21 protein-coding genes are annotated in these 23,222 nt (G+C 52.9%); 12 read left to right on the forward strand and 9 right to left on the reverse strand.

From position 1 onward, the window contains the following. The first annotated feature begins 118 nt into the window (after positions 1–118). Positions 119–2,092: a bifunctional 2',3'-cyclic-nucleotide 2'-phosphodiesterase/3'-nucleotidase gene (locus tag HRQ87_RS08555; protein WP_174137311.1), complete on the forward strand. Its 1,974-nt coding sequence runs from the start codon at positions 119–121 to the stop codon at positions 2,090–2,092. Positions 2,093–2,179: 87 nt separating this feature from the next. Here HRQ87_RS08555 and HRQ87_RS08560 read toward each other — a convergent pair whose 3' ends face one another. Then, positions 2,180–3,163, reverse strand: a complete 984-nt coding sequence (locus HRQ87_RS08560) for an NAD(P)H-binding protein (RefSeq protein WP_174137313.1) — start codon at positions 3,161–3,163, stop codon at positions 2,180–2,182. A gap of 198 nt (positions 3,164–3,361) precedes the next feature. Between HRQ87_RS08560 and pncB the strand changes: the two genes are divergently transcribed. Then, positions 3,362–4,651 (forward strand): nicotinate phosphoribosyltransferase, encoded by a 1,290-nt coding sequence (pncB, locus tag HRQ87_RS08565; protein WP_174137315.1) that lies wholly within the window; start codon positions 3,362–3,364, stop codon positions 4,649–4,651. Here the strand turns inward: pncB and HRQ87_RS08570 are convergent. Genes HRQ87_RS08570 through arfB form a run of 3 tightly spaced genes read right to left on the reverse strand, consistent with a single transcriptional unit; the run spans position 4,634 to position 7,253 of the window. Further along, positions 4,634–5,572 carry a phosphotransferase enzyme family protein gene (locus HRQ87_RS08570; RefSeq protein WP_174137317.1) on the reverse strand — a complete coding sequence of 313 codons (939 nt, stop codon included), beginning with the start codon at positions 5,570–5,572 and terminating at the stop codon, positions 4,634–4,636. The genes pncB and HRQ87_RS08570 overlap by 18 nt on opposite strands. Further along, positions 5,569–6,837 (reverse strand): aspartate aminotransferase family protein, encoded by a 1,269-nt coding sequence (locus HRQ87_RS08575; protein WP_174137319.1) that lies wholly within the window; start codon positions 6,835–6,837, stop codon positions 5,569–5,571. Before HRQ87_RS08575 ends, HRQ87_RS08570 begins: the two co-directional genes overlap by 4 nt. Next, a complete protein-coding gene (arfB, locus tag HRQ87_RS08580) occupies positions 6,834–7,253 on the reverse strand; it encodes an alternative ribosome rescue aminoacyl-tRNA hydrolase ArfB (protein WP_174137757.1) in 420 nt (139 codons plus the stop codon). Before arfB ends, HRQ87_RS08575 begins: the two co-directional genes overlap by 4 nt. 160 nt (positions 7,254–7,413) lie before the next feature. Between arfB and chlG the strand changes: the two genes are divergently transcribed. Genes chlG through idi form a run of 4 tightly spaced genes read left to right on the forward strand, consistent with a single transcriptional unit; the run spans position 7,414 to position 11,317 of the window. Then, on the forward strand, positions 7,414–8,322 hold the full coding sequence (gene chlG / locus HRQ87_RS08585; RefSeq protein WP_174137322.1) for a chlorophyll synthase ChlG: 909 nt from the start codon (positions 7,414–7,416) through the stop codon (positions 8,320–8,322). Continuing rightward, entirely contained in the window at positions 8,319–9,605 is a 1,287-nt protein-coding gene (locus tag HRQ87_RS08590) for a BCD family MFS transporter (protein WP_174137323.1), read from the forward strand. Before chlG ends, HRQ87_RS08590 begins: the two co-directional genes overlap by 4 nt. A 3-nt stretch (positions 9,606–9,608) precedes the next feature. Beyond that, positions 9,609–10,787, forward strand: coding sequence for a geranylgeranyl diphosphate reductase (locus HRQ87_RS08595; protein WP_174137326.1), 1,179 nt, complete (start codon positions 9,609–9,611; stop codon positions 10,785–10,787). Beyond that, on the forward strand, positions 10,784–11,317 hold the full coding sequence (gene idi, locus HRQ87_RS08600) for an isopentenyl-diphosphate Delta-isomerase (protein ID WP_174137328.1): 534 nt from the start codon (positions 10,784–10,786) through the stop codon (positions 11,315–11,317). Before HRQ87_RS08595 ends, idi begins: the two co-directional genes overlap by 4 nt. A 6-nt stretch (positions 11,318–11,323) precedes the next feature. Here idi and HRQ87_RS08605 read toward each other — a convergent pair whose 3' ends face one another. Genes HRQ87_RS08605 through HRQ87_RS08620 form a run of 4 tightly spaced genes read right to left on the reverse strand, consistent with a single transcriptional unit; the run spans position 11,324 to position 18,040 of the window. Then, positions 11,324–13,402, reverse strand: a complete 2,079-nt coding sequence (locus tag HRQ87_RS08605; protein WP_174137331.1) for a hypothetical protein — start codon at positions 13,400–13,402, stop codon at positions 11,324–11,326. Continuing rightward, positions 13,399–16,164: a DUF4159 domain-containing protein gene (locus tag HRQ87_RS08610; RefSeq protein ID WP_174137333.1), complete on the reverse strand. Its 2,766-nt coding sequence runs from the start codon at positions 16,162–16,164 to the stop codon at positions 13,399–13,401. Before HRQ87_RS08610 ends, HRQ87_RS08605 begins: the two co-directional genes overlap by 4 nt. Continuing rightward, on the reverse strand, positions 16,164–17,036 hold the full coding sequence (locus tag HRQ87_RS08615; RefSeq protein ID WP_174137334.1) for a DUF58 domain-containing protein: 873 nt from the start codon (positions 17,034–17,036) through the stop codon (positions 16,164–16,166). Before HRQ87_RS08615 ends, HRQ87_RS08610 begins: the two co-directional genes overlap by 1 nt. Then, on the reverse strand, positions 17,033–18,040 hold the full coding sequence (locus HRQ87_RS08620; RefSeq protein ID WP_174137336.1) for an AAA family ATPase: 1,008 nt from the start codon (positions 18,038–18,040) through the stop codon (positions 17,033–17,035). Before HRQ87_RS08620 ends, HRQ87_RS08615 begins: the two co-directional genes overlap by 4 nt. Before the next feature lie 68 nt (positions 18,041–18,108). Between HRQ87_RS08620 and HRQ87_RS08625 the strand changes: the two genes are divergently transcribed. Both HRQ87_RS08625 and HRQ87_RS20635 read left to right on the forward strand, forming a co-directional pair. Further along, the gene (locus HRQ87_RS08625; RefSeq protein WP_174137338.1) at positions 18,109–18,693 is read left to right on the forward strand and encodes a DUF1285 domain-containing protein; all 585 of its coding nucleotides are present in this window, start codon (positions 18,109–18,111) and stop codon (positions 18,691–18,693) included. A gap of 50 nt (positions 18,694–18,743) precedes the next feature. After that, the gene (locus HRQ87_RS20635) at positions 18,744–18,839 is read left to right on the forward strand and encodes a DUF2798 domain-containing protein (RefSeq protein ID WP_425501540.1); all 96 of its coding nucleotides are present in this window, start codon (positions 18,744–18,746) and stop codon (positions 18,837–18,839) included. A 447-nt stretch (positions 18,840–19,286) separates the two neighbouring features. On the opposite strand, the gene HRQ87_RS08635 is transcribed toward HRQ87_RS20635, so the two are convergent. Then, a complete protein-coding gene (locus HRQ87_RS08635) occupies positions 19,287–19,655 on the reverse strand; it encodes a hypothetical protein (RefSeq protein ID WP_174137343.1) in 369 nt (122 codons plus the stop codon). A gap of 428 nt (positions 19,656–20,083) precedes the next feature. On the opposite strand from HRQ87_RS08635, the gene HRQ87_RS08640 reads away from it, so the two are divergent. From HRQ87_RS08640 to HRQ87_RS08655, 4 genes are all read left to right on the forward strand, one after another. Beyond that, positions 20,084–20,470: a DUF1801 domain-containing protein gene (locus tag HRQ87_RS08640; protein ID WP_174137345.1), complete on the forward strand. Its 387-nt coding sequence runs from the start codon at positions 20,084–20,086 to the stop codon at positions 20,468–20,470. A 163-nt stretch (positions 20,471–20,633) separates the two neighbouring features. Continuing rightward, the gene (locus tag HRQ87_RS08645) at positions 20,634–21,641 is read left to right on the forward strand and encodes an ABC transporter substrate-binding protein (RefSeq protein WP_174137347.1); all 1,008 of its coding nucleotides are present in this window, start codon (positions 20,634–20,636) and stop codon (positions 21,639–21,641) included. After that, positions 21,642–22,433 carry an ABC transporter ATP-binding protein gene (locus tag HRQ87_RS08650; protein ID WP_174137349.1) on the forward strand — a complete coding sequence of 264 codons (792 nt, stop codon included), beginning with the start codon at positions 21,642–21,644 and terminating at the stop codon, positions 22,431–22,433. Next, the gene (locus HRQ87_RS08655; protein WP_174137351.1) at positions 22,430–23,194 is read left to right on the forward strand and encodes an ABC transporter permease; all 765 of its coding nucleotides are present in this window, start codon (positions 22,430–22,432) and stop codon (positions 23,192–23,194) included. Before HRQ87_RS08650 ends, HRQ87_RS08655 begins: the two co-directional genes overlap by 4 nt. Positions 23,195–23,222 lie beyond the last annotated feature (28 nt).

A 23,222-nucleotide genomic window follows, 5' to 3' on the forward strand; every position in this document is an offset into this window, starting at 1 on the left:
GTATGAAGTGGTTGTTCAAAGGTGACCAAAGTGGGCAAGAACGCGCCGGACACGATAGCATCATCAAACTGTTATGCTAGACCTTTATTCGGGCGTAAAACTAACCGGAGACATCAACATGAGCACACGCAATGCAGATCTTAACCGCCGGGGCTTTCTTTACGGCACTGCCGCAGGCAGCGCCTTGATCGCTCTGCACCCTTTCTCTGCGCGCGCGGCCGGAACCCAGGCCCATCTGCGGATTATGGAAACCACTGATCTGCATGTGCATGTCTTTCCTTATGATTACTATTCCGACCAGCCCCGCGATACCGTCGGTCTGGCCCGCACGGCATCCATCATCAAGGACATCCGGGCCCAGGCCACCAATAGCCTACTGATCGACAATGGGGACTTTTTGCAGGGCAATCCGATGGGCGACTACATCGCTTATGAACGCGGCATGAAAGACGGCGACATGCATCCCATCATAACTGCGATGAACCAAATGGACTTCGATGCATCCACCCTTGGCAACCACGAATTCAACTATGGTCTTGATTTTTTGATGAAATCTATCGCGGGCAGCGCATTTCCCGTACTGTCGGCCAATGTGGTTCTGGAACAAGGCGCATCACCCACGGCCGACAAAACGCTGGTCAAACCCTATACAATCCTTGATCGCATGATCACAGATGGCAGCGGAACATCACACCCTATCAAAATTGGCCTAATCGGTTTCGTGCCCCCGCAGATCATGACATGGGACCGCCGCCATCTGGAAGGCAACGTAACCGCACGCGACATTATTCAGACCGCTCAGGCCTTTGTCCCCGAAATCAAGGAACAGGGCGCCGATATCATCATCGCGCTTAGCCATTCGGGCATTGGCGAAATGAACGCAAGCGACGGGATGGAAAACGCATCTGTTCCGTTGGCGGCACTGGACGGCATCGATGTGATCCTGACCGGCCACCATCATCGCACCTTCCCCGGCCCTGATTATGACGCCAACGACGTGATCGACCCCGTGGCGGGCACGATCCACGGCAAACCCGCTGTGATGGGTGGCTTTTGGGGCAGTCATCTTGGCCTGATCGACCTGATGCTGGATCATGATGGCGGGCAATGGCGCGTGATCACACACAGCGCAGAAACGCGGCCCATTTCCAAACGCAACGAAGATCGTTCAATCACACCGCTGGTCGAAAGCGACCCAGATGTTCTGGCCTCAGTCTCGGATATCCACGATGGCACACTGGCCTATATCCGCCGCGCCGTCGGCAAAACCTCGGCCCCGCTGCACAGCTATTTCGCGCTGGTGGCAGATGACCCATCGGTGCAGATCGTGTCGAACGCGCAAAGCTGGTATATCAAGCAAATGTTGGTCGATACCGAATTTTCCGATCTGCCTATCCTGTCCGCAGCTGCCCCTTTCAAGGCAGGCGGCCGGGGCGGGGCGGAATACTATACCGATGTCCCTATCGGCGATGTGGCGATCAAGAATGTGGCTGATCTATATCTCTATCCCAACACCGTACGGGCTGTGAAAGTCACAGGGGCGCAGCTGAAAGATTGGCTTGAGCGATCTGCAGGCATGTTCAACCAGATCACGCCCAGACAAGCCGACCAAGTGCTGCTGAACCCTGATTTTCCCAGCTATAATTTCGATGTCATCGATGGTGTCAGCTATCAGATCGACCTAAGCCAGCCGTCAAAATTCGACCCCAAGGGTATGCTGATCAACCCCGATGCCAATCGTATCATCGATCTGACCTTTGATGGCGCGCCTGTTGATCCTGCACAGGAATTCATCATCGCCACCAATAATTATCGCGCAGGCGGCGGCGGCGATTTCCCGGGTGCCAAAGGCGATACGATTGTGTTTGAAGCCCCAGATACCAATCGCGATGTCATCGTCCGTTATATCATTGATCAGGGTACGATCGAGCCCAGTGCTGACGGCAATTGGCGCTTTGCACCCATGCCAGACACATCGGTTCTGTTTGATACGGGGCCTAAGGCGATGACCTATATCAGCGATGTCGATATGCAGATTGAACAGACTGGCGATGGCTCTGACGGCTTCACGCGCTTGCGCATCCAGTTGTAACAGGCTGACCTAAGATCCCGGATCATGTCCGGGATCACCGCAGCAGTCCCGGGCATGATCCGGGACCTCATCTCATACAGCAATATACTAAAACACCGCGTGATCCCCACGATCCACCGTCGCCTTACCCGCCAAAACACGTTCATAAAACTCAAACAGCGTATCCGCGCCCGTCGATGGGGTGGCCGTCGCATCATAACGCCCTGCATCCGCATCCCAAACCAACATAGACTCAGTCGCATAATACCGGCCGATCCGCGCCAGCTCTGCCTTCTCGCGCAACTTGGGTGATAATCGTCCCAATGCACCAAGCCCGCCAGTAATCGCATCCAACATTCCAACCGGCACCTGCCGAAACTTCGGCTGTTGCCCCAAAAGTTGAAACAGATGCTCACCCTGCTGGCGCGGTGTGATCGCATCCCCCGGCCCACCAATCGGCAAAATACAATTCTGCCGCATTTCATCATCCAAACATTCGGCCAAATAGGTCCCTAAATCCCTGTCACTGATCGGCTTGCATGCAGTCAGCGTCCCATCCCCAAACAACAGATAAGGCTTGCCCCGTCGCACCCGATCAATCTGACCAGACAGCGATTTGAAAAACGCCGTAGGCCGAACAATGGAATAGGCTATGCCCGACCGGATCAAAACCTGTTCAAACGCCAGCTTGGCATGTTGAAATTCCAAAAGCGGGCGCTGAACGCAAATCGCTGACAGCAAAACCATCTGGGTGATCCCCGACCTTTGCGCCACGGCCAACGCATCGACATGCGCCTGATGATCAATCGCCCAGGCATCGCGTGGCGCACCCGTGCGCGACGCCAGGCAAGACACAAGCGCATCAAACGGTTCCCCACAAAACCCATCGCGGCCCAGCGATACCGGATCTGTCACATCACCCTGCCGCACGATGACATCGCTGCGTATTTTGGAACCCGGGCGCACAAAACAGACGACTTGGTGCCCCCGCTCCATCAAGGCGTCGACAGTCGTGCGCCCGATGGTGCCCGTGCCCCCCAAAACGAAAACCCGCTTGGGCGTCGGTGATGGCTGAAATATCCGTTCGCTCATGTGCCGCACCCTAGCCGATCCCGGTCATCCAACACCAGATCAACCGTTAACAGTTTCAACCAGCAGGGCGCGCAGTTTTGTACAAAATATTTGGTACAAAACCCATGTACAAAATATACAAAACGCGTCTGCACCCTGCCCTTTGCACAGATGAACACAATCGCGTAAAGCTACTTTGGAAAAAACGGGGGATCGACTTTGGATATTGCGACACGCGTCTGGAATCGCAGGTGGAAAATTGACCCGATCGTGCGATCCCTAATCGACACGGATTTCTATAAGCTATTGATGTGTCAGTCTATTTTCCGTAATAAGCCTGACACAAACGTCACCTTTAGCCTGATCAATCGCACCAAATCCATTCGTCTGGCCGAACTGGTCGACGAAGGTGAGCTGCGCGAACAATTGGATCACATAAGGTCACTTTCCCTATCCCGCGGCGAAAATACATGGCTGCGCGGGAACACATTCTATGGCAAGCGCCAGATGTTTCGACCCGATTTTATGGAATGGTTTGAGGGGCTTAGACTGCCTGACTATCATTTGGAAAAACGTGACGGACAGTACGAACTAACGTTCGAAGGCAGCTGGCCCGAGGTCATGTTATGGGAAATCCCTGCCCTTGCCGTATTGATGGAGTTGCGCGGCCGCGCCGTTTTGGGCGATATGCGCAAGTTCGAGCTTCAGGTTCTATATGCCCGCGCCATGACAAAACTGTGGGGAAAGGTCGAAAAACTACGTGACATCAAAGACTTGCAAATCGCTGACTTCGGCACCCGCCGCCGCCACAGCTATCTGTGGCAGGATTGGGCTGTGCAGGCCATGATGGAAGGCTTGGGCGAAAAATTCGTTGGAACTTCAAACTGTCTGATCGCTATGCGCCGCGATATCGAAGCCATCGGCACCAACGCACATGAACTTCCCATGGTCTATTCAGCACTGGCTGAAACAGACGAAGATTTGCGTCAGGCACCCTATAAAGTTCTGGCCGATTGGCACGATGAACATGATGGTAATTTGCGAATGATTTTACCCGATACCTATGGAACAAAAGGATTTTTAGACGCCGCGCCTGACTGGCTGGCCGGATGGACAGGCATTCGCGTCGACAGTGGCGACCCGGCACAAGGCGCCGAAACAGCGATCAAATGGTGGCAATCACGCGGCGAGGATCCACAAGAAAAACGGGTTATTTTTTCTGACGGGCTGGATGTGGAAAAAATACGGGAACTTCAGGCGCAATTCGCAAACCGCGTGCGCGTGTCATTCGGTTGGGGCACCTTGCTGACAAACGACTTCCGTGGGTTGGTACCGAACGATGCGCTGGCACCATTTTCCCTTGTATGCAAAGCCGTTAGCGCGAATGGCAGACCCACCGTCAAGCTTAGTGACAATCCCCTAAAAGCAATGGGGCCGACCGGTGAGATTGAACGCTATAAACGGGTGTTCCACTTGGGCGAACAAAAGGCGTTAGACGTCGTCGTTTAGGTATTTCGCGCAATGTAACGCACGACCCAGATAATAAGCCTGTCGAGGATCATCGGCAGACGCACGCGACATGATCCATCCAGCCGAGGCCAGCGCCCGCAATGCCATAAATCGCGGGACCTGATCTAAAAGCCTGGCGATGCCGATGCCTTTGCAATCCGCATAGCCAGCACATAGCGCATTGATTAGATTTGATAAATCTGGATCATTCCAGTATTGCACCAATGCGACACCAAGATCGTAAAGTCGATAACCAATGCCTGCGTCATCAAAATCGATCAGCCAAAGACCGGCATCATCAACCAGAACATTTTCCCCAAGGGCGTCGGCATGTATCGCGCCAATGTCGGGATAATCCAGCTGCTTTAACCACGTCCGCGCCAGGTCCCGTTTTTCGCGCAACACTGTAGCTTCAGCTAGCTGCAATGCCGGGTTCTCCCAATATCTGCCCCAAAGCGGATCTGGTCCGGTCAATCCTTTGCAATCCCAAGCAGGGCGGACAGTTGGGTCAAGCTTGGCACTTGTATCGCTGATTTGGTGTAAATCAGCTAACATATTGCCCAGATTGTAAAAATTTTGGATCAATACATTTTTATTCTGAATATCAAAAAGCGTCGACGCATCGATCCAAGACACCATACTTAGCACCTGACCGCTTTGGGTTTGATGCAAAAAAGTGCCCTGTGGCGTTTGCACAGGACGTGGGCATCTAAACCCGTTTGCTGTCAAACTTTCAGTCCAATGCAACTCAGCCTCGACGGCCGCTGCTGACTGATAACCAATGCGATGAACCCGAAGCGCACAACGTCGTCCATCTGACAAGGAGACATCAAAAACAGCATTTTCACGCTGCGCCACTAATTTAGGGGCGCTTTGAAACCCACCCCAAGCCTGCGCCGCCTCTTGGATCAGATCTTTCAAATCCGCGTCTCTTTCAGAACATCTTCCAGCGCATTTATCGCCATATCCGCATTGTCACGCGAAAACGGCATCGGTGGTCGCATTTTTAGCGTATTCATATGCCGTCCGATCCGGTTCAGCAGAATACCGCGGTGGCGCATCGCCTCGACTACGCGGGCAGTAAAATCTGTGGCCGGTGTCCCATCATCCACCACGAATTCAATGCCGAAAAACAGACCCAATCCCCGCGCCTCAGCTTTCAACGGATGCTGAATCGCCTGCAACCGGTCCAACGCATAGGCCCCAACATCACAGGCATTTTCCACCAAACCTTCATCTTCGATCACCTGTAATGTCGCCATTGCCGCCGCACAACTGACCGGATTTCCGCCAAAAGTATTGAAATAGCCAAATGCGTCTCGGAAAGCGCCCATTATATCGGGTCTGCTGATAACGGCCGCCACCGGGTGCCCATTCGCCATAGGCTTTCCCACGGTCACGACATCAGGCGAAAAGCCAAGCCATTCGTGTCCCCACCATGCAGCACCGATGCGCCCAAAACCTGGCTGCACCTCGTCACACAGGATCAAACCACCAGCATCGCGGATCACTTTGACCGCTGGATTCAAAAATCCAGGCAATAAGGCAGGAAAGCCTTCGTTGGCGAAAGTCGGGCACAGCATAAAGCCGGAAAACCCATGCCCAGCCTGTTCCAATTCTGCAATAGCGGCTGCGATATTATCCGCAAAAACCTGTGGTTGCGCCTGCACAGACCCACCCAACGGCCGTACAGTATCTGGCGCAGGCACCAGCCGCACATGCGAAGGATAACCGCCGATTGGGGGCCGTCGTGTCGACAGTTGCGCAACGGCAGTCGTATTCCCATGATAGGTATTGTCTGTCGCGATAATGCCCGTTTTACCTGTCATAGCCTGTGCCATGCGCAAGGCGATATCATTCGCCTCGGACCCGGTGCACACCATGATCGCCTGATTTAAGCCATGCTGAAACTTGACTGTAAGCCGTTCTATATAATCCAGAATTCCATCATGCAGATACCGTGTGTGGGTATTCAACATCGCCGCTTGCTGCGCAATCGCCTTGACCACTTTTGGATGACAATGTCCCACATGTGGAACATTGTTATAGCAATCAAGATAACGCCGTCCCTCCGTATCCCAAAGCCAAACGCCTTGCCCGCGCACAATATGCACCGGATCCTCATAGAACGTCGGTACATTCGGCCCCATCAATTGCTGTCGGCGCGCAAGCATATTATAACTCATTCTTCGGTCACCCGACCACGAAGGGCTTTAACTTCACCTCTTTTGACCTTGCTTGCAATTCTGCGTTTCTGACTGCCCAAAGTGGGGCGTGTCGGAATGCGGCGTTTAGGCTTCACCAAAGCTTTTTTAATCAATTTAACCAGCCTATCTCGTGCAATATCACGGTTACGCGCCTGACTGCGTGTCTCTTCGGCGCGGATAATAATTGCACCATCCAAGGTCCAACGCCGCCCAGCTAAGCGTTTTAGTCGCCGTTTTACAGCATCAGGCAAATTTGGACTGCGGTCAGCCTCAAACCGTAATTCCACAGCGGTCGAAACCTTGTTTACATTCTGACCACCAGGCCCTGACGCACGGGTAAAGCTTTCTGTAAGTTCCCAATCTTGCAGGGTAATTGCATCATTTATCTTTAACATAACCTGATAATACACAGGTCTTTCGGGCAAGACCATTTCATTGTTTCACGAATACCAGCGGTGCTAAATGGCAAAAGGTTCAAAATAAATAGTTCGCCTGCGACACTGTCACACTGACTTTACACTTGCTGATTCTTGAAATGTATCGCAAAGTTTACACATGAGTGTCAGTGAAAGTTTACATATGCGCCATTGGCCCGAACCACGGGCAATGATCACACTGATCAAACCGATCACATGGTTTCCCCCAATGTGGGCTTATCTGTGCGGTGTCGTTTCATCTGGTGTTTCCCCCTTAAGTCAATGGGGCTTAGTTATTTTGGGCATTATATTGGCCGGTCCGATTGTCTGCGGAATGAGCCAAGCCGCCAATGATTGGTGCGACCGTCATGTGGATGCAATCAATGAACCAAACCGGCCTATTCCCTCTGGTAGTGTGCCGGGACGATGGGGCCTGTGGATCGCGCTTGCGATGTCCGTGCTGTCACTGATCGTTGGGTGGCAACTGGGACCTTGGGGGTTTGGCGCAACGGTTGTCGGTGTTCTGGCAGCTTGGGCCTATTCCACCGAACCTTTGCGACTGAAAAAATCCGGTTGGTGGGGCCCCGGTTTGGTGGGGCTGTGTTACGAAGGTTTGCCATGGTTCACCGGGGCCGCCGTTCTAAGCGCAGGCGCACCATCTTGGCCTGTTATCATTGTTGCCCTTCTTTATGCCATGGGCGCGCATGGCATCATGACCCTAAATGATTTCAAAGCATTAGAAGGCGACCGGCAAACCGGCATCGCGTCGCTCCCTGTTAGGCTTGGCGCCGAACGTGCCGCAAAACTTGCCTGTATTATCATGGCTGTGCCGCAAGCAATTGTTATCGTGCTTTTGCTTTTATGGGATCGCCCCTGGCACGCATTAGCTGTTGCAGCGGTATTACTGGCACAATTCTGGGCCATGCGCGTGTTGTTGACAGACCCCAAGGGCCGCGCGCCTTGGTATAATGCAACCGGAGTGACGCTTTATATCAGCGGCATGATGATTACGGCATTCGCGATCCGCAGTACCGGGATTTGGCCATGACGTTAAGTTGGCTGTCGATCATACGGCTTGGGTTGGTGCAAACAGCGCTTGGGGCCATTGTGGTTTTGACCACTTCAACCTTTAACCGTCTTATGGTGGTCGAATTGTCTTTGCCCGCCATTCTGCCGGGCTTCCTGGTCGCACTGCATTACGGCATTCAGATCACACGCCCCAAATGGGGCTTTAAAAGCGACACTGGCGGCAATCGGACCCGCTGGATCATTCTGGGTATGATTGCATTGGCACTTGGCGGCAGTCTCGCCGCCCTTAGCGTCATTTTACTAGAGTTATATTTCGCCATTGGACTTGGCACTGCAATCATTGCCTATGCCTTGATCGGTTTGGGCGTTGGGGCGTCGGGTACATCTGTCTTGGCCCTTTTAGCAACAGCAACGGCACCACGCAGACGGGCCGCTGCGGCAACAATCACCTGGCTGATGATGATCGCTGGTATCGCCATAACAGCCGGAACCGTTGGCGCGTTTCTGAATCCCTATTCGCCCGAATTATTGCTCCGTATCGTCATCATTGTCTGCGGAGGCGCGGTTTTGATGACCATCCTTGCCGTCCAAGGGATTGAACGTGGCATAACTATCGAACACCACGCTGATCCGATGCCATTTTTCCAAGGCCTGCGTGAAATCTGGGATGAACCAAAGGCACGGAATTTCACAATCTTTGTCTTCCTGTCCATGGTTGCCTATTTCATGCAGGAACTGATCCTTGAACCTTATACCGGGTTGGTCTTCGACTTTACACCAGGGCAATCCACATCCCTGAGTGGCGCACAAAACGGTGGCGTGTTTTTCGGAATGCTGACCGTCGGTATCGCAGCGACGGGTCTGAAAATCGGCGCGCTGCGCCATTGGGTAATCGCAGGGTGCCTTGGCTCAGCAGTCAGCCTTGGTGTGATCGCCATGATCGGCCAGATCACTTGGACCGCAATGGTCGTGCCATCTGTGATCGCATTGGGCTTTTTCAACGGTATGTTCGCCGTGGCAGCAATCGGGGCGATGATGGCGCTGGCTGGTGATGGGCGCAAAGCACGCGAAGGTACACGGATGGGCCTTTGGGGGGCAGCACAAGCTGTAGCTGCCGGGTTCGGCGGCCTTTTGGGTGCCGGCGCTGTGGATATATTGCGCCATCTGAACACCAACACTGCACAGGCTTTCGGCACCGTTTTCGTAGCCGAAGCCACATTATTCGTCGCAGCTGCCATTCTGGCCGCGCGCATTATGGATCACCGGCCAAAATTAACGGCCCACATGGTTCCGGGAGAATGAGAAATGTATGATGTCGTCGTCGTGGGGGGCGGTCCCTCAGGGGCCACAGCCGCCGAAGATCTGGCCCGTTCCGGTCAACGTGTTGCCATGATAGACCGCGCAGGGCGCATCAAACCCTGTGGCGGGGCAGTGCCACCCAGGCTGATTTCAGACTTCCTGATCCCGGATGACCAAATCGTGGCCAAGATCAACACGGCGCGCATGATTTCACCCACCCATCGTATGGTGGATATTCCAATTGAAAACGGCTTTGTTGGCATGGTTGATCGCGAACATTTCGACGAATTCCTGCGCAAACGGGCCGAAAGCGCAGGTGCGGATCGGTTCACCGGCACCTTCCTGAGAGTCGAGCGCGGGGACGGCACGACCAAAGTTGTTTTCCGTGACAAAGCCAGCGGCAACCATATCGGATTGCAGACCAAACTGATCATCGGTGCAGATGGCGCGCGATCCGACGTAGCCAGAGCCGAGGTGCCAGGCGGTGACAAAATCCCATATGTGATTGCATATCACGAGATCATAAAAGCTCCCGAGACCACTGAAACCTATGATCCGATGCGTTGTGATGTGATCTATGATGGTGCGATTTCCCCCGATTTCTATGGCTGGGTGTTTCCCCATGGCACATCAGCCAGTGTCGGCATGGGCACTGCCGTCGAAGGCGTTGATCTAAAACACGCCACTGCTGAATTGCGCAAAGCCAGCGGGCTGGAAAATTGCGAAACCATCCGTAAAGAAGGGGCGCCCATTCCGTTAAAACCACTGGATCGGTGGGACAATGGCAAAGATATCGTACTTGCCGGTGACGCCGCAGGGGTCGTTGCGCCGTCGTCCGGGGAAGGGATTTACTATGCGATGGTCGGCGGACGTGTGGCGGCAACGGCTGCAACAGCCGCGCTGACCTCGGGCCGGATCAGTGATTTGAAACTGGCACGCAAACTGTTCATGAAGGACCATAAAACTGTGTTCAAAGTCTTAGGCGCGATGCAAAATGCCTATTACAGGTCAGACGATCGACGCGAGCGATTTGTCTCATTGTGTCACGACGTGGATGTGCAAAAATTGACATTTGAGGCATATATGAACAAAGAATTGGTGCGCGCTCGTCCGATGGCGCATCTGAAAATAGGGATCAAGAATTTGGCACATCTAACCGGTATCGTTTCTGCGTTACGTACATGACGGCGATGATTCCAGCATGGGTTGACGGGGTACTTACGCCTGTTGAAAAACTGGATGTTCACAGACGCGGACTAAAACACAAAGCAGTGTCTGTTTTTGTGATGGACGGACCAAATGTGCTGATCCAGCGTCGGGCGATGGGCAAATATCACACGCCAGGTCTTTGGGCGAACACCTGTTGTACACATCCAGACTGGAATGAAGACCCCGCCGATTGTGCCGTCAGAAGACTTAACGATGAACTGGGCATCAAAGATGTTTACCCCGCTTTGCGAGATACAGTTGAATATCGCGCAGATGTTGGCAATGGCCTGATCGAACACGAAGTCGTCGATATATTTCTTGCAGATATAGCAGGCCGCACTTTGAAAATTCAGCCAAACCCTGATGAAGTCATGCAGGTTAAATGGATTGGACTGTATGATCTGACTGCAGACGTTTTGCGCAGACCAGAAGAATACACGCCTTGGCTGCGTATTTATCTGCAAGACCATTCTGACCGTATTTTTGGCACATTGGTGCGGGCCTAACTGGGCCTAGCGGCGCCCTTCCCGCAGCCAGGCGCCCGTTGCGAACAACGCAGCCAAAACCAAAAATAGCCATGCTGGTACCAATGATGTGATGGTAACATCTGCCGTCACATACGCTTCGCGTGGGGTCAAACCGATCCAACCACGTCCAGCGGCAGGGCGACCTTGGCGCACATCACGAATACTGGGCACACCATCTTCCAGCCGAATAACCCCACCACGCGTGCGATCCACCAACGGTTCCAGTTTGTCGCCGCTTGCAATGGTTTCGACAAATTCACGCGGGGCAGATGGGCCAAGCGCCACCACAGCATCTTCATCCCCTTCTGCAAGGCGATAAAGCCCGATTTCCGGTGCCTCGTATATCGCCTCAAATCGACCGGGGGATACTTGCTGCATCTCAAGCTCAATCGCTTCACCATCAGGTCCAGTGATCGTTACAGTGCCAACACTTTCGCCCAAAGTACGGCGAATGACTGTCATCGTTTGACCATTGGCTTCGGCCCAAAGTGCTTCTTCCTCAAGCTCAGGCTCTTTCATCAACCAATGTGCAAGACGCCGTAGCAATTCCAACTGCGGTCCGCCGCCCTCATAACCACGGCTCCATAACCAGGCATGATCGGATGCCATAAGCGCCACACGGCCTTCGTCGACACGGTCCAGAACAAGTAATGGACGATCCCCCAAACCGCTCATCACGGTGCTGCCTGTATCGGTCGGGGTGACTTCGATCAAGCGGAACCAACGCCCCCATTCAGGATCATCCTGTTGTGTCATTTCGCTTTCACGAAATACATTTTGCAAACCTTCAGTCACCGGGTGGCGATGCCCAAGTTCTGTGATTTCGGGCAAGAATGCCTCTTCTATGACACGCGCCGTTGGGGCGGCAGGCATAATTTCACCCAATGCCGATCTGTAAAGACTGTCCGCACTTGCAAAATCCGGACCTGCGGCCACCAAAACAGCGCCACCATTACGGACATAATTACCGATGCTTTCGATATAAAAGCCAGGTAATATCCCGCGCCGCTTATAACGGTCGAAAATGATAAGATCGAATTCATCAATCTTTTCTATGAACAGCTCACGTGTTGGGAAAGCGATCAGCGACAGCTCTTCAACCGGGACGCCGTCGTGCTTATCGGGTGGACGTAAAATCGTGAAATGCACCAGATCGACCGAGCTGTCTGATTTCAGCAAATTCCGCCATGTCCGTTCACCCGCATGCGGTTCACCCGACACAAGCAAAACCCGCAAACGATCCCGCACACCATTGATCTGAACCACAGCAGAGTTGTTACGATCTGTGATTTCGCCTTCGGCTTCGGCGACGGTAAATTGGATCACATTCATGCCGCCGTGTGGCAAGGACACAGGCAAATCCAGATCTTCACCAATCGGAACCGTGAACAGTTGCGGCGCCTCACCATCGACTGAAATCTGCAACTGCACCCGATCCGTTTGAACAGGCACAGCCCCTTCGTCATCAACACGCAGGGTCAGCGTCACCTCTTCCCCAAGAATAGCGAAAGCGGGCGCGTTTTTAACAGTCAACCGACGATCCCAATCCTGTTCGCGCCCTGTTAAAAGCACGTGCAGTGGCGCAGGCAGGGCAGGCGCACGTTCCAGATCATGTAACTGGCCATCGGTCAGCAATAGCATCCCTGCGACGCGGGCCTGTGGTTCTTCGGACAGTGCTTGCGACAAGGACGTCATCAATTCAGTGCCGCTGTCACCTTCACCATCCCGCAATGTCACGATGCGCAATTCTGTGTTTGGGCGCGCCTGGATACGGGCGCGCAGTGTTTCAAGTGCCTGTTGTGTCTGATCGGGTCTGTCACTGATATTTTGGCTGGCCGTATCATCCACGACCAGCAACACGATATCTGTCAAAGGCGTGCGTTCTTCTTGTTGCAACGATGGGTTAGCAAGCGCAATCGCCAAGGTGATCGCCGCCAAGGCACGCAACCACCATCCGACCAATCCACGCCAGATGGCAAAACTGATCATTACTGTTGCCAGTGTAATAGCCAGCCAGACAAGTGGCCATTCAATCAACGGGTCAAAGATAATCTGTCCGGTCATTGGCCCAACCTGTCCAGCAATGCAGGCACATGGACCTGATCTGATTTATAGTTACCCGTTAGAACATGCATGATCAGATTAACGCCAAAGCGCATCGCGATTTCACGCTGGCGATCCCCTGCATACCCACGCCCAACCGGGAACAAAGGCGCGCCGCGTTCGTCTATAGCCCAAGCTGATGCCCAATCATTGCCGCCAATTACCACAGGTGTCACGCCGTCATTCAAATTTCGAAACGGCATGCCTTCGATTTGTTCAGCATCTGGCGGGGCTGCCTCGACCCAGACATCGCGACCGGGATAGCGGCCGGGAAAATCCTGCAACAGATAAAATGTACGCGTCAGAACATGGTCTGACGGAATAGGCTCAAGCGGGGGGATATCCAGTTGCGCAGCCAATTGTTGCAACTTGCGACCATTGGGGGATGCGGCCCCGAAACTGGCCGTATTGGCATCGCGCGTATCAAACAGGATCATCCCGCCTGTGCGCAGATAGCGGTTCAGCTTGGCATAGGCTTCAACTGATGGCAGGGGTTGATCTGTCGTGATCGGCCAGTACAAGAACGGAAAAAACGACAGTTCGTCGATTTCCAGATTAACGGCGATCGGGCGCGCTGGTTCGATGGATGTGCGCTGAAAAAGTGTATTCGACACGCCCAAAAGACCTGCTGCCGCAACACGGTCAATTTCATCGTTGCCCGTCACGACATGGGCCAAAACGACCTCTGATGTGGCAGAAAGTGCCAGCATATCTGCATCAGCGTTTTGCTGAGCATAGGCGTCTGGCGCGAAGCCAAGACACGCGATCAGGCTCACCACGGCGGCAGTGGCCCGAGGACCCGTTAACCGGCCCGACACCATAAGCGAAGCGAGAATATCAATAAGTAACACGATGAATGCTCCGGTCAAAAAGGCGCCTTTCAGTACAGTTTCAGCCAAAACGGCTAATCCTTCGACGGTGATACGCGATGGCCATTCGGCACGGTTTAAGATCCGGTCGGCTTGAATGACATTCATAGCAATCCGTCGATCGTCACCCGTATAAAGACCAGGCGGCATGGTTGCGCTGAACTGACGTTCGGCCAAGGTCTCGCCCTCTACTCCGGGTAATGTCGTGGCATCCATGACTTCCCCGAAAGCAGACAGCATTTGATCAGGGGCCCAGACCATGCCTGCAAGTTCTTCGGCATCCGGTACCGCGGGGCGTGTTGAAATCGCCAAACGTTCCAGCATTTCAACAAATAACCCGGACAATGGGATCGTCGACCATTCCGCATTCGCGGTGACATGAAACAGCACAATCGTTCCTTGCCCGTGTTTTTTGCGGGTAACCAAAGGCGTACCATCAGCCAAAGATGCAATAACACGTTCTGACAGTGAAGGATCGGGTTGTGCCATCACTTGCGCTGAAATGGTGACGTCATCTGGCACGTTCAGACCGAAAAACGGTGATGTTTCCGGAAAAGGACTAAGCGCCTTGGGTTCACCCCAACTCATCGCGCCGCCAACACTTCGCCCACCCGCCCGCAGGCGTACTGGCATCAACGGATCTTCTTGCCTGCGACTGACATCGCTGGCGGCCAGACGTGGCCCAGCAAACCGCAACAAAAGCCCACCGTTGTCCAACCATTCCAAGATTTTTTCCTGTTCCAGATCTGATACCTGCGCCACATCGGCCAAGATAATCACATTCGGATTGGCCAAAAGAACATCTTCCAATGTGCCGTCAATTAAATCAGCTGTTGGTTCAAGTGCCTGTTCCAAGAAATGCAGCGGTGACAACAGTTCAAGACCTTCGCGCCCCTGTCTGCCTGCGATCAACGCAACCTCGCGCCGCTTTAACGCATCATCCGTCAACGTCACAGCACCAGCGGACCGAAGGCCAGCTATTTCAAACCGTGTGATCCGGTTGCGTAACTCGGGCGGCAGGGTCAATGCAACGTCGGCCCGTTTCCCACCAGGTTCAAAGTCGGCTGTCGCCAAAGCAAGCTGTCGTTCCACACCCGCAGGATCAAGCCCGTGGGCGGTAATCGTCACCTCTTCTGCGGCGCCTGCCGTGTCACGATTGACGCTTAGTGTGATATTGCCATCCTCAAAACGCGCTGGCTCGATTGCGTAAATTGGGCGCGGGCTTTCAAAAACAGTGACCGAACCACGGGCTTCCAAAGCTAAAAGCACGTCGCTGCGGGCAAGACGTTCAAGCCCATCAGACAACCAGAATGTTTCAAATGACCCGGTTAAATTTTCGGCCCATTCAACTGCTTCAGTCGGCTCCCATGCATTGGGTTGCAGACTTGGCAAACGGCTTAGCAAAACATCGGCCGCCTGAAACTGAATGTCGCCTTCGGGCGGGTCGCTTAACAACACAAAGGCTACAGGGCGCGCAAGTTGTGCGGCGTCATCCAGCAACGCCTCGATCCGGTCCATACGGCGTGGCCAGTCACGGGCATCAGCCCAGGTTCCGTCAGCCACAATCAGCAACGGGCCATCACCTGTCCGTTCATCCTGAGGGTTCAAGACAGGTCCGGCAAAGCCAATAATCACAGCGGCAATTGCGAATATCCGCAATAAAAGTAACCACCAAGGCGTTTTATCGGCCTGATTTTCATCATCCTGCAGACCCAATAACAAGGCAACACCCGGAAATCGTCTGCGAATCGGAGCGGGTGGCACGGCCCGCAACAAAAGCCAAAGGATCGGTAAAACGATCAGGCCCAAAAGCAATAATGGAGTGGTGAATCCGAGAGCACCTATCGTGAACATTAAATACGCTCCATCGCGGAATAAAGCCACAACAGCGCCGCTTGCGCACTGTCGCCAGTGTGGTGGGTTCCGAACTGCCACCCTGAAGATTGGCATAGATGCAGCAATTGATCTTTTCGTTCAGCCAGACGGGTTAGATATCTGTCACGCAGATCGCCTGCCTTTAGCGTTTCGTGCCGCAGCGAACCGGACATGCTTTCAAAAATAGTCCGACCATCAAACGGAAAGATTTCTTCTTGTGGGTCAAGAACTTGCAAAAGTGTCCCACGCACACCCCGATCAGCAGCTTTTGTCAAAGCGGCCTCAACCGGGGCAAGTTCCCCCATGAAATCAGATATGAACAGCGCCCTGGAATTTGGCAACATACCACGCGCATCAGGTTCACCATAGTCGGCATCAGTGCTTTCATCAGACAGCAATTCCGCCAGCCGCATCAATTGTATTTCACCACTGCGCGGCGGCGCAGCCGAGGCCGTCATGCCAACACGTTCGCCTGCACGCAACAATAAAACAGAGATAGCAAGCGCCAATGTTCGTGCTCGATGCCCCTTGGTTTCAAGGTTTTTATCCGAACTAAAGTCCATTGATGCCGCACTATCGACCCACATCAATACGCTTTGCGAGATCTGCCATTCTTTTTGCTGAACAAACTGTGCATCGCTTCGGGCTGATCGGCGCCAATCAATCGTACGTAATTCATCGCCTGGCTGTACCGGGCGATATTGCCAAAATTCATCACCCATCCCTGACCGCCTTCGGCCGTGAATACCCAGCATAACGGTACTTGCCAGATGCTCGGCCGCCGCAAGAAGCGGGGGAAGTGGGCTGGCAAGATCTTCGGCTTGCTGTCTCAGATGGGCAGGTTGGCTCACGCAGCTGCCTCGATCCGAGTGACCTGGGCGGCAACTTGATCAATCAATGCACCCAATTCAACACCACGCGCACGGGCTGAAAACGACAACGCCATACGATGCATCAGGACAGGCCGCGCCATCTTAATCACGTCATCAGCTGACGGGGCAAGACGACCGTCCAGCAATGCCTGTGCGCGAACAGTCAACATCAAAGCCTGTGCCGCACGCGGTCCGGGACCCCAACTGACACTATCGCGCACAATTTCGGGCGCTTCAGGTTCGTCAGGGCGGCATGCACGGACCAGATCAAGGATTGTTTCAACAACTGCATCCCCAACAGGCATGCGTCGGATCAGAGTTTGAGCAGCCAAAAGGCTTGTCGTATCAAAGACTTGATGGGATTGCGCATCTTCAATGCCTGTCGTCGACAAAAGAATGTCTCGTTCGGTGTCACGATCCGGGTTTAGTACATCAATTTGCACAAGAAAGCGGTCCAACTGAGCCTCGGGCAGTGGATATGTGCCCTCTTGCTCAATCGGGTTTTGCGTGGCCAATACGTGGAATGGCATTCCAAGTGCGCGATGCTCACCGGCAACGGTCACTTCTTTTTCCTGCATCGCCTGCAGAAGTGCCGATTGCGTTCGCGGACTGGCCCGGTTGATCTCATCTGCCATCAATAGCTGACAAAAGATCGGGCCTTCGATAAATCTGAAACTACGACTACCGTCTTCACCAGTCTCAAGAACCTCGGACCCAAGAATATCGGCGGGCATCAAATCGGGGGTGAACTGGATGCGGTTTCCGGTCAGCCCCATAACGGTCGACAATGTATCCACCAGACGTGTCTTACCCAAGCCAGGTTGACCGATCAGCAACCCGTGACCGCCACAAATCAGCGATGTCAAAGTCAGGTCAACGACCCGTTCCTGACCAATAAACCGGTTGGTGATCGAGGCTTTCGCCTCGGCCAATTTCGCACCTAAAGCGTCAATCTCAGCAACAAGTGCGTCTGTATCGGCCATGACAAATCCTCCAAATCACATTATGTCTTACAAAGCAGATATCATTCCAAAGACAAATGGCAAAACGAATGAGTGGACAAAACATTGTGACCCCATCGGCGGAAAGCCTTGCAGCATCGGCAAAAGCTGCCTCAAAAACAGGCATTCCACCTGTTCATAAGTGGAATCCCCCGTTTTGTGGCGACTTGGATATGCAGATAAAACGGGACGGAACTTGGTTTTATCAAGGCACACCGATTGGTCGTCCGGGCTTGGTACGACTGTTTTCGACGATTTTACGAAAAGACGGGGATCAGTATTTCCTTGTGACCCCGGTTGAAAAGGTCGGCATTCAGGTTGAGGACGCCCCTTTTGTTGCTATTGATTTTACTCAAGAAAATAATGATTTAAGATTTTTCACCAATGTCGGGGACGAAGCTGTGGCGGGGCCTGTTCATCCGATCCGCGTGGCGATGGACCCGCAAACGAATGAACCGTCGCCGTATGTTTTGATCCGCGCCAACCTTGAAGCACTGATAGATCGAAAAAGTTTTTACCGCCTTGTTGATCTGGGGCAGGAAGGTCAACATGACGGGGTGGCATGGTTCGGGGTGCGATCAGGTGGGCAGTTTTTCCCAATCATTCCGATGGCAGACTTGGATAATTCACTTTGATTCCAGAACGTTACGCGCACATCGCGTTTAGCTTCGTGGTGTCAGGCATGATGTCGTTCATCGTTTCGGCAGTGGTTACATTTCGCAATATCGGGGCCGCAGAAGGCTTTGTCGCGATCTGGTTTTCAGGATGGATATCGAGCTGAATCATCGCATTTCCGACGGTATTGATCGTTGTCCCGATTGCACGAAAAATTGCTAGTGCGTTAACAATAAAAAAAGCCCGAGCACGCAGTTTTGTATATTTTGTACACGGGTTTTGTACTTAAATTTTTGTACAAAACTTTTAATATGCTGGATCAGCCCGGGTTCCTGATTTATTTTATGGTCTGGGATGAATAAGAGGCCTTGTTTTCATCTTCGCCCTGATGTGCCCGGTGTTTTTATGAAATCCGGGATGCTCAATAGCCATGGGAAACACAACATCAGATAACTTCAGCCTTTGCGTCGTGAACTGATCCAAAATCGGCAAATCAGATCTTAGTGCAAGATTTTGCAATATGTAAGAAAGGCGGTTAATGGTTAACTTCGTTTCAAACTCAGTGTTTAGCTGATCTTGCTGCTTGCCATAGTTAATATCGCATTATGAACCGCTAAGGCGAAGAATGATCCGTTTCTACCACCCGCGCATATGCACATTTGGCTTCCTTAATAGAGACTTTAGTTTCAAAATATACATGTGTTACATTACTTCGGGAGTTCGCATATTTCTGCGAGATCACTTCCCCGTCTGCACCAAAAACTTGGCAGATCATCAAATCACCAAATGAGGTGTTTGGCACCATTACCTCGTATGGATGTTCCGTGAACGTGGAATAGGTTTTAAGTTTAACACCTTGGATGAGCTCGTAGGTAACCTCAAAGCTATCTTGTGATTTGCCGCCCCACAGATCGGCCTTCACCGAGCTACTTAAGCAAACCAGAGCGACAAAAATTCGCGAAATCTTACTCGGAAAATTCATTGAAAATATATCTCCGGAAACTTCTGTTACGCTCACCCTACTATTTTGTCAGAATTGAGGCCTTAAGAAAAAGCTAGACGTTCTTATTCAAAGGAACTTTCGGCGATCCAAGAGTGGAAATTCAGCACGCTTTTGTAATTGGCAATTTTGTCTCATAAATATTGATCAGCGACGTGGTCTTGATGATCCGCTTCGGGTCAAAATGCATGATGCTTGGGTTAACAATGTCTGACGCGCGGGTGTCGTTGATTTAGAGCAGCGCTTGTTTCACAAGTCGACGTTGTGTGGCGTTCCGCAAGGCCATATCATCAACCGGATATCCACGTACCGACAGCTGATATGTTTAATATGAATGCAGTTTCGTGAATAATCCTGTGATCCAGATCGAAACGCTTTATCTGGATTGGATGACCCAATAGGGTCGCATTATGAATCCGGAAAACGATATTGCAGCGGCCTATGATGCGTTTCCCAAAGACGTTCGGAACGTGTTGCTGGAATTGCGCAGGCTGATCCTGACAACGGCCATAGACACCAAAGAGGTGAGCGCGGTGACCGAGGCTTTGAAATGGGGGCAACCGTCATATTTGACTAAAACCGGCACAACAATTCGTCTTGGACGTGATAAGGCCAGCGGGCGACCTGCGATTTTTGTGCATTGTCAGACCAGTCTGGTGGGTGAATTTCGCGACATGTTTCCGGGTGTTTTCGATTTTCAGGGCAATCGCGCCGTGATCCTGAAAGATGATGTGGGCAGTGTGATCAAGCCACTTCAGCTGTGTATTTCAGCAGCACTGACGTACCACCAAAGGTAGCCAATTAAATTTGCGATTGCCTGTTTTGTGAGCACTTTGCTGATTTATACAGCGAACACAATCACGGGTTGCCAATTAAAACAACGAATGACGCAACAGCCCTGCCGGAACTTTGTGCGACTGCTAGGTGTTTGTAAAATTAGAAACAAACGGAGATTTCAAAATGATCAAAGCCTCACTGACCGCAGCGATAGCGGCGTTGTCGCTTGCAACTGTAACGCAGGCCGATACAAATGCGAACTTTACGCTGGACTGGAAATTCGAAGGACCGGCGGCGCCCTATTTTCTGGCCGTAGATAACGGTCATTTTGCTGAACAGGGGCTGAATGTTGATATTTCGGCCGGTCAGGGATCACTTGATGCTATTCCCAAAGTGGCCACAGGGGCGTTTCCGTTCGGATTTGCTGATATAAATTCGCTGATCAAGTTTCTGGATCAAAACCCGGATGCACCTGTCACAGCGGTGATGATGGTCTATGACAAGCCGCCTTTTGCCGTGATCGGGCGTAAAAGTCAGGGGATCAACGGGATCGACGACCTAGAAGGTTCTGTTCTGGGCGCGCCGCCCCCTGATGGCGCTTGGGCGCAATTTCCGATTTTCGCGGCGGAAAACGGAATTGATGTCGGTCAGATCGATGTACGCCCCGTAGGCTTTCCTACGCGCGAACCGATGCTGGCTGCTGGCGAAGTTGACAGTGTTACGGGCTTTTCGTTTTCATCTTATCTGAATTTGGTGCGTTTGGGCGTACCGGAAGACGATCTGACAACTATCCTGATGGCGGATCACGGGGTCGAACTGTACGGCAATGCGATTATCGTGAATACGGATTTTGCCGAAGCCAACCCAGAGATCGTGACCGGTTTTCTGACTGCCGTTGCCGCCGGTTGGCGGGACGCGATTGCAAATCCGCAGGCGGGTGCCGAAGCTGTGATTGCGCGCAATCCGGCAGGCGATGTTGAATTTGAAACCCTTCGATTGTCATTGGCGATTGCGTCAAATGTACTGACGGAACATACCGCAGAAAATGGTATGGGCCGGATCGATGCGGACCGCTTTGCACGGGCCTTGGCACAACTGGCCACCACGTATGAATTTCAGATCACAACGGATGCGCCGCAGTATTTCACCAACGATTACCTGCCTGCGGCCGAATTACTGACGCTGCAATAGATGCCTGTTCCGATTGAACTGCGCGCTGTCACGCACGCCTATCGTACCGACAGCGGGCCGTTACCGGTGCTGCGGGATCTGAACATCAAGATGGCCGAGGGCAGCTTTACCGCTGTTGTCGGCCCATCGGGTTGCGGCAAGTCAACGCTGACGCGGCTGATTGCGGGCCTGATGCGCCCGGACGAAGGGCAGGTTTGGCTGGGTGGCGAAATCATCAGATCGCCCCGGTCTACAGTGGGAATGGCGTTTCAAAACCCAGTGCTGTTGGAATGGCGGACGATTTTGCAAAACGTGATGCTGCCGCTTGAGATCGTGAAAAATTCGCTTAGTCGGGCGCAGCGTGAAGATCGCGCGCGGGCGCTTCTGGCGCTGGTCGGGCTAGAAGGCTTTGAAGACAAGCGCCCGTCGGAACTGTCGGGCGGTATGCGCCAACGTGCATCGCTGTGCCGGTCGATCGTGCATCGTCCGCAGGTATTGATATTAGACGAACCGTTTGGCGCGCTGGATGCGTTTACCCGCGAAGATCTATGGCAAACGATGCATGATTTGCGGGCAGAAGAGCCCTTTACCTGCCTGCTGATCACCCATGATCTGCGCGAAAGCGTGTTTCTGGCCGATGATGTGGTCGTTTTGTCCGGCCGACCTGCCACGGCGCAATATCGGTTGCCTGTTACATTTCAAGACAAACGCAGCCTGAATGATCTTTACACGCCTGCAGCGGTCGAAATGCTGGCGACATTGCGTCATCAGATTGAGATTGCCCAAGGCCGCACGACCGAGACCGCCGCATGAACACATTCCGCAAAATCGCCGTACCCGTAGGCGCGATCATGATCTTTCTGCTGTTTTGGGAATGGTTGGTTTGGGTGAATGACTGGCCGAATTATAAAATGGCCTCGCCTTCGGATTTGTGGCCTGCATTTTGGCGATTTCGGTGGTTGTTTCTGGAATACAGTTGGCAGACGCTTTGGCGCACGGTTGCAGGTTTGGGGCTGGCTGTGGTCGTTGGCACCGGGATCGGCATGATCATGGGATTTTCGCGGGTTGCGCGCGAAGCCCTTTATCCGCTGCTTGTGGGCTTTAACGCTATTCCCAAAGCGACCATCGTACCTGTGATTGCGCTGATGTTTGTGGGCCAGCACGATATGAATACGATCCTGATAGCCTTTATGATCAGCTTTTTCCCGATTGCCGTATCGGTATCGATTGGGCTGTCAACGCTTGAGCCAGAATACCGCGATATCCTGCGATCGCTTGGCGCGTCGCAGTTCACCGTCTTCTGGAAAATCGCCTTGCCCAAAACGCTGCCGGAATTCTTTGGTGCGCTCAAGGTTGCCGTCACGCTTGCGTTTATCGGCACTAACCTGATGGAGATCGTTGAGCCGCACGGCAAAGGGCTGGGCCATCTGTTCGACAGCGGCAAGATCAATGCAGATTACCCACTGATGTTTGCGGTTCTGATTGCCTTGGCAGTGCTGGGGATTTTGTTGTTTTATGTAGTGGTCGCGCTGGAAAAAATCTTTGCTGGATGGGCGGAACGCAGCCCAAATTAGCGGACTGGCTAGATCTATGAGGTCTCGG

It is taken from the genome of Parasulfitobacter algicola (assembly GCF_013315265.1).
GTDB classification, from domain to species: Bacteria; Pseudomonadota; Alphaproteobacteria; order Rhodobacterales; family Rhodobacteraceae; genus Parasulfitobacter; species Parasulfitobacter algicola.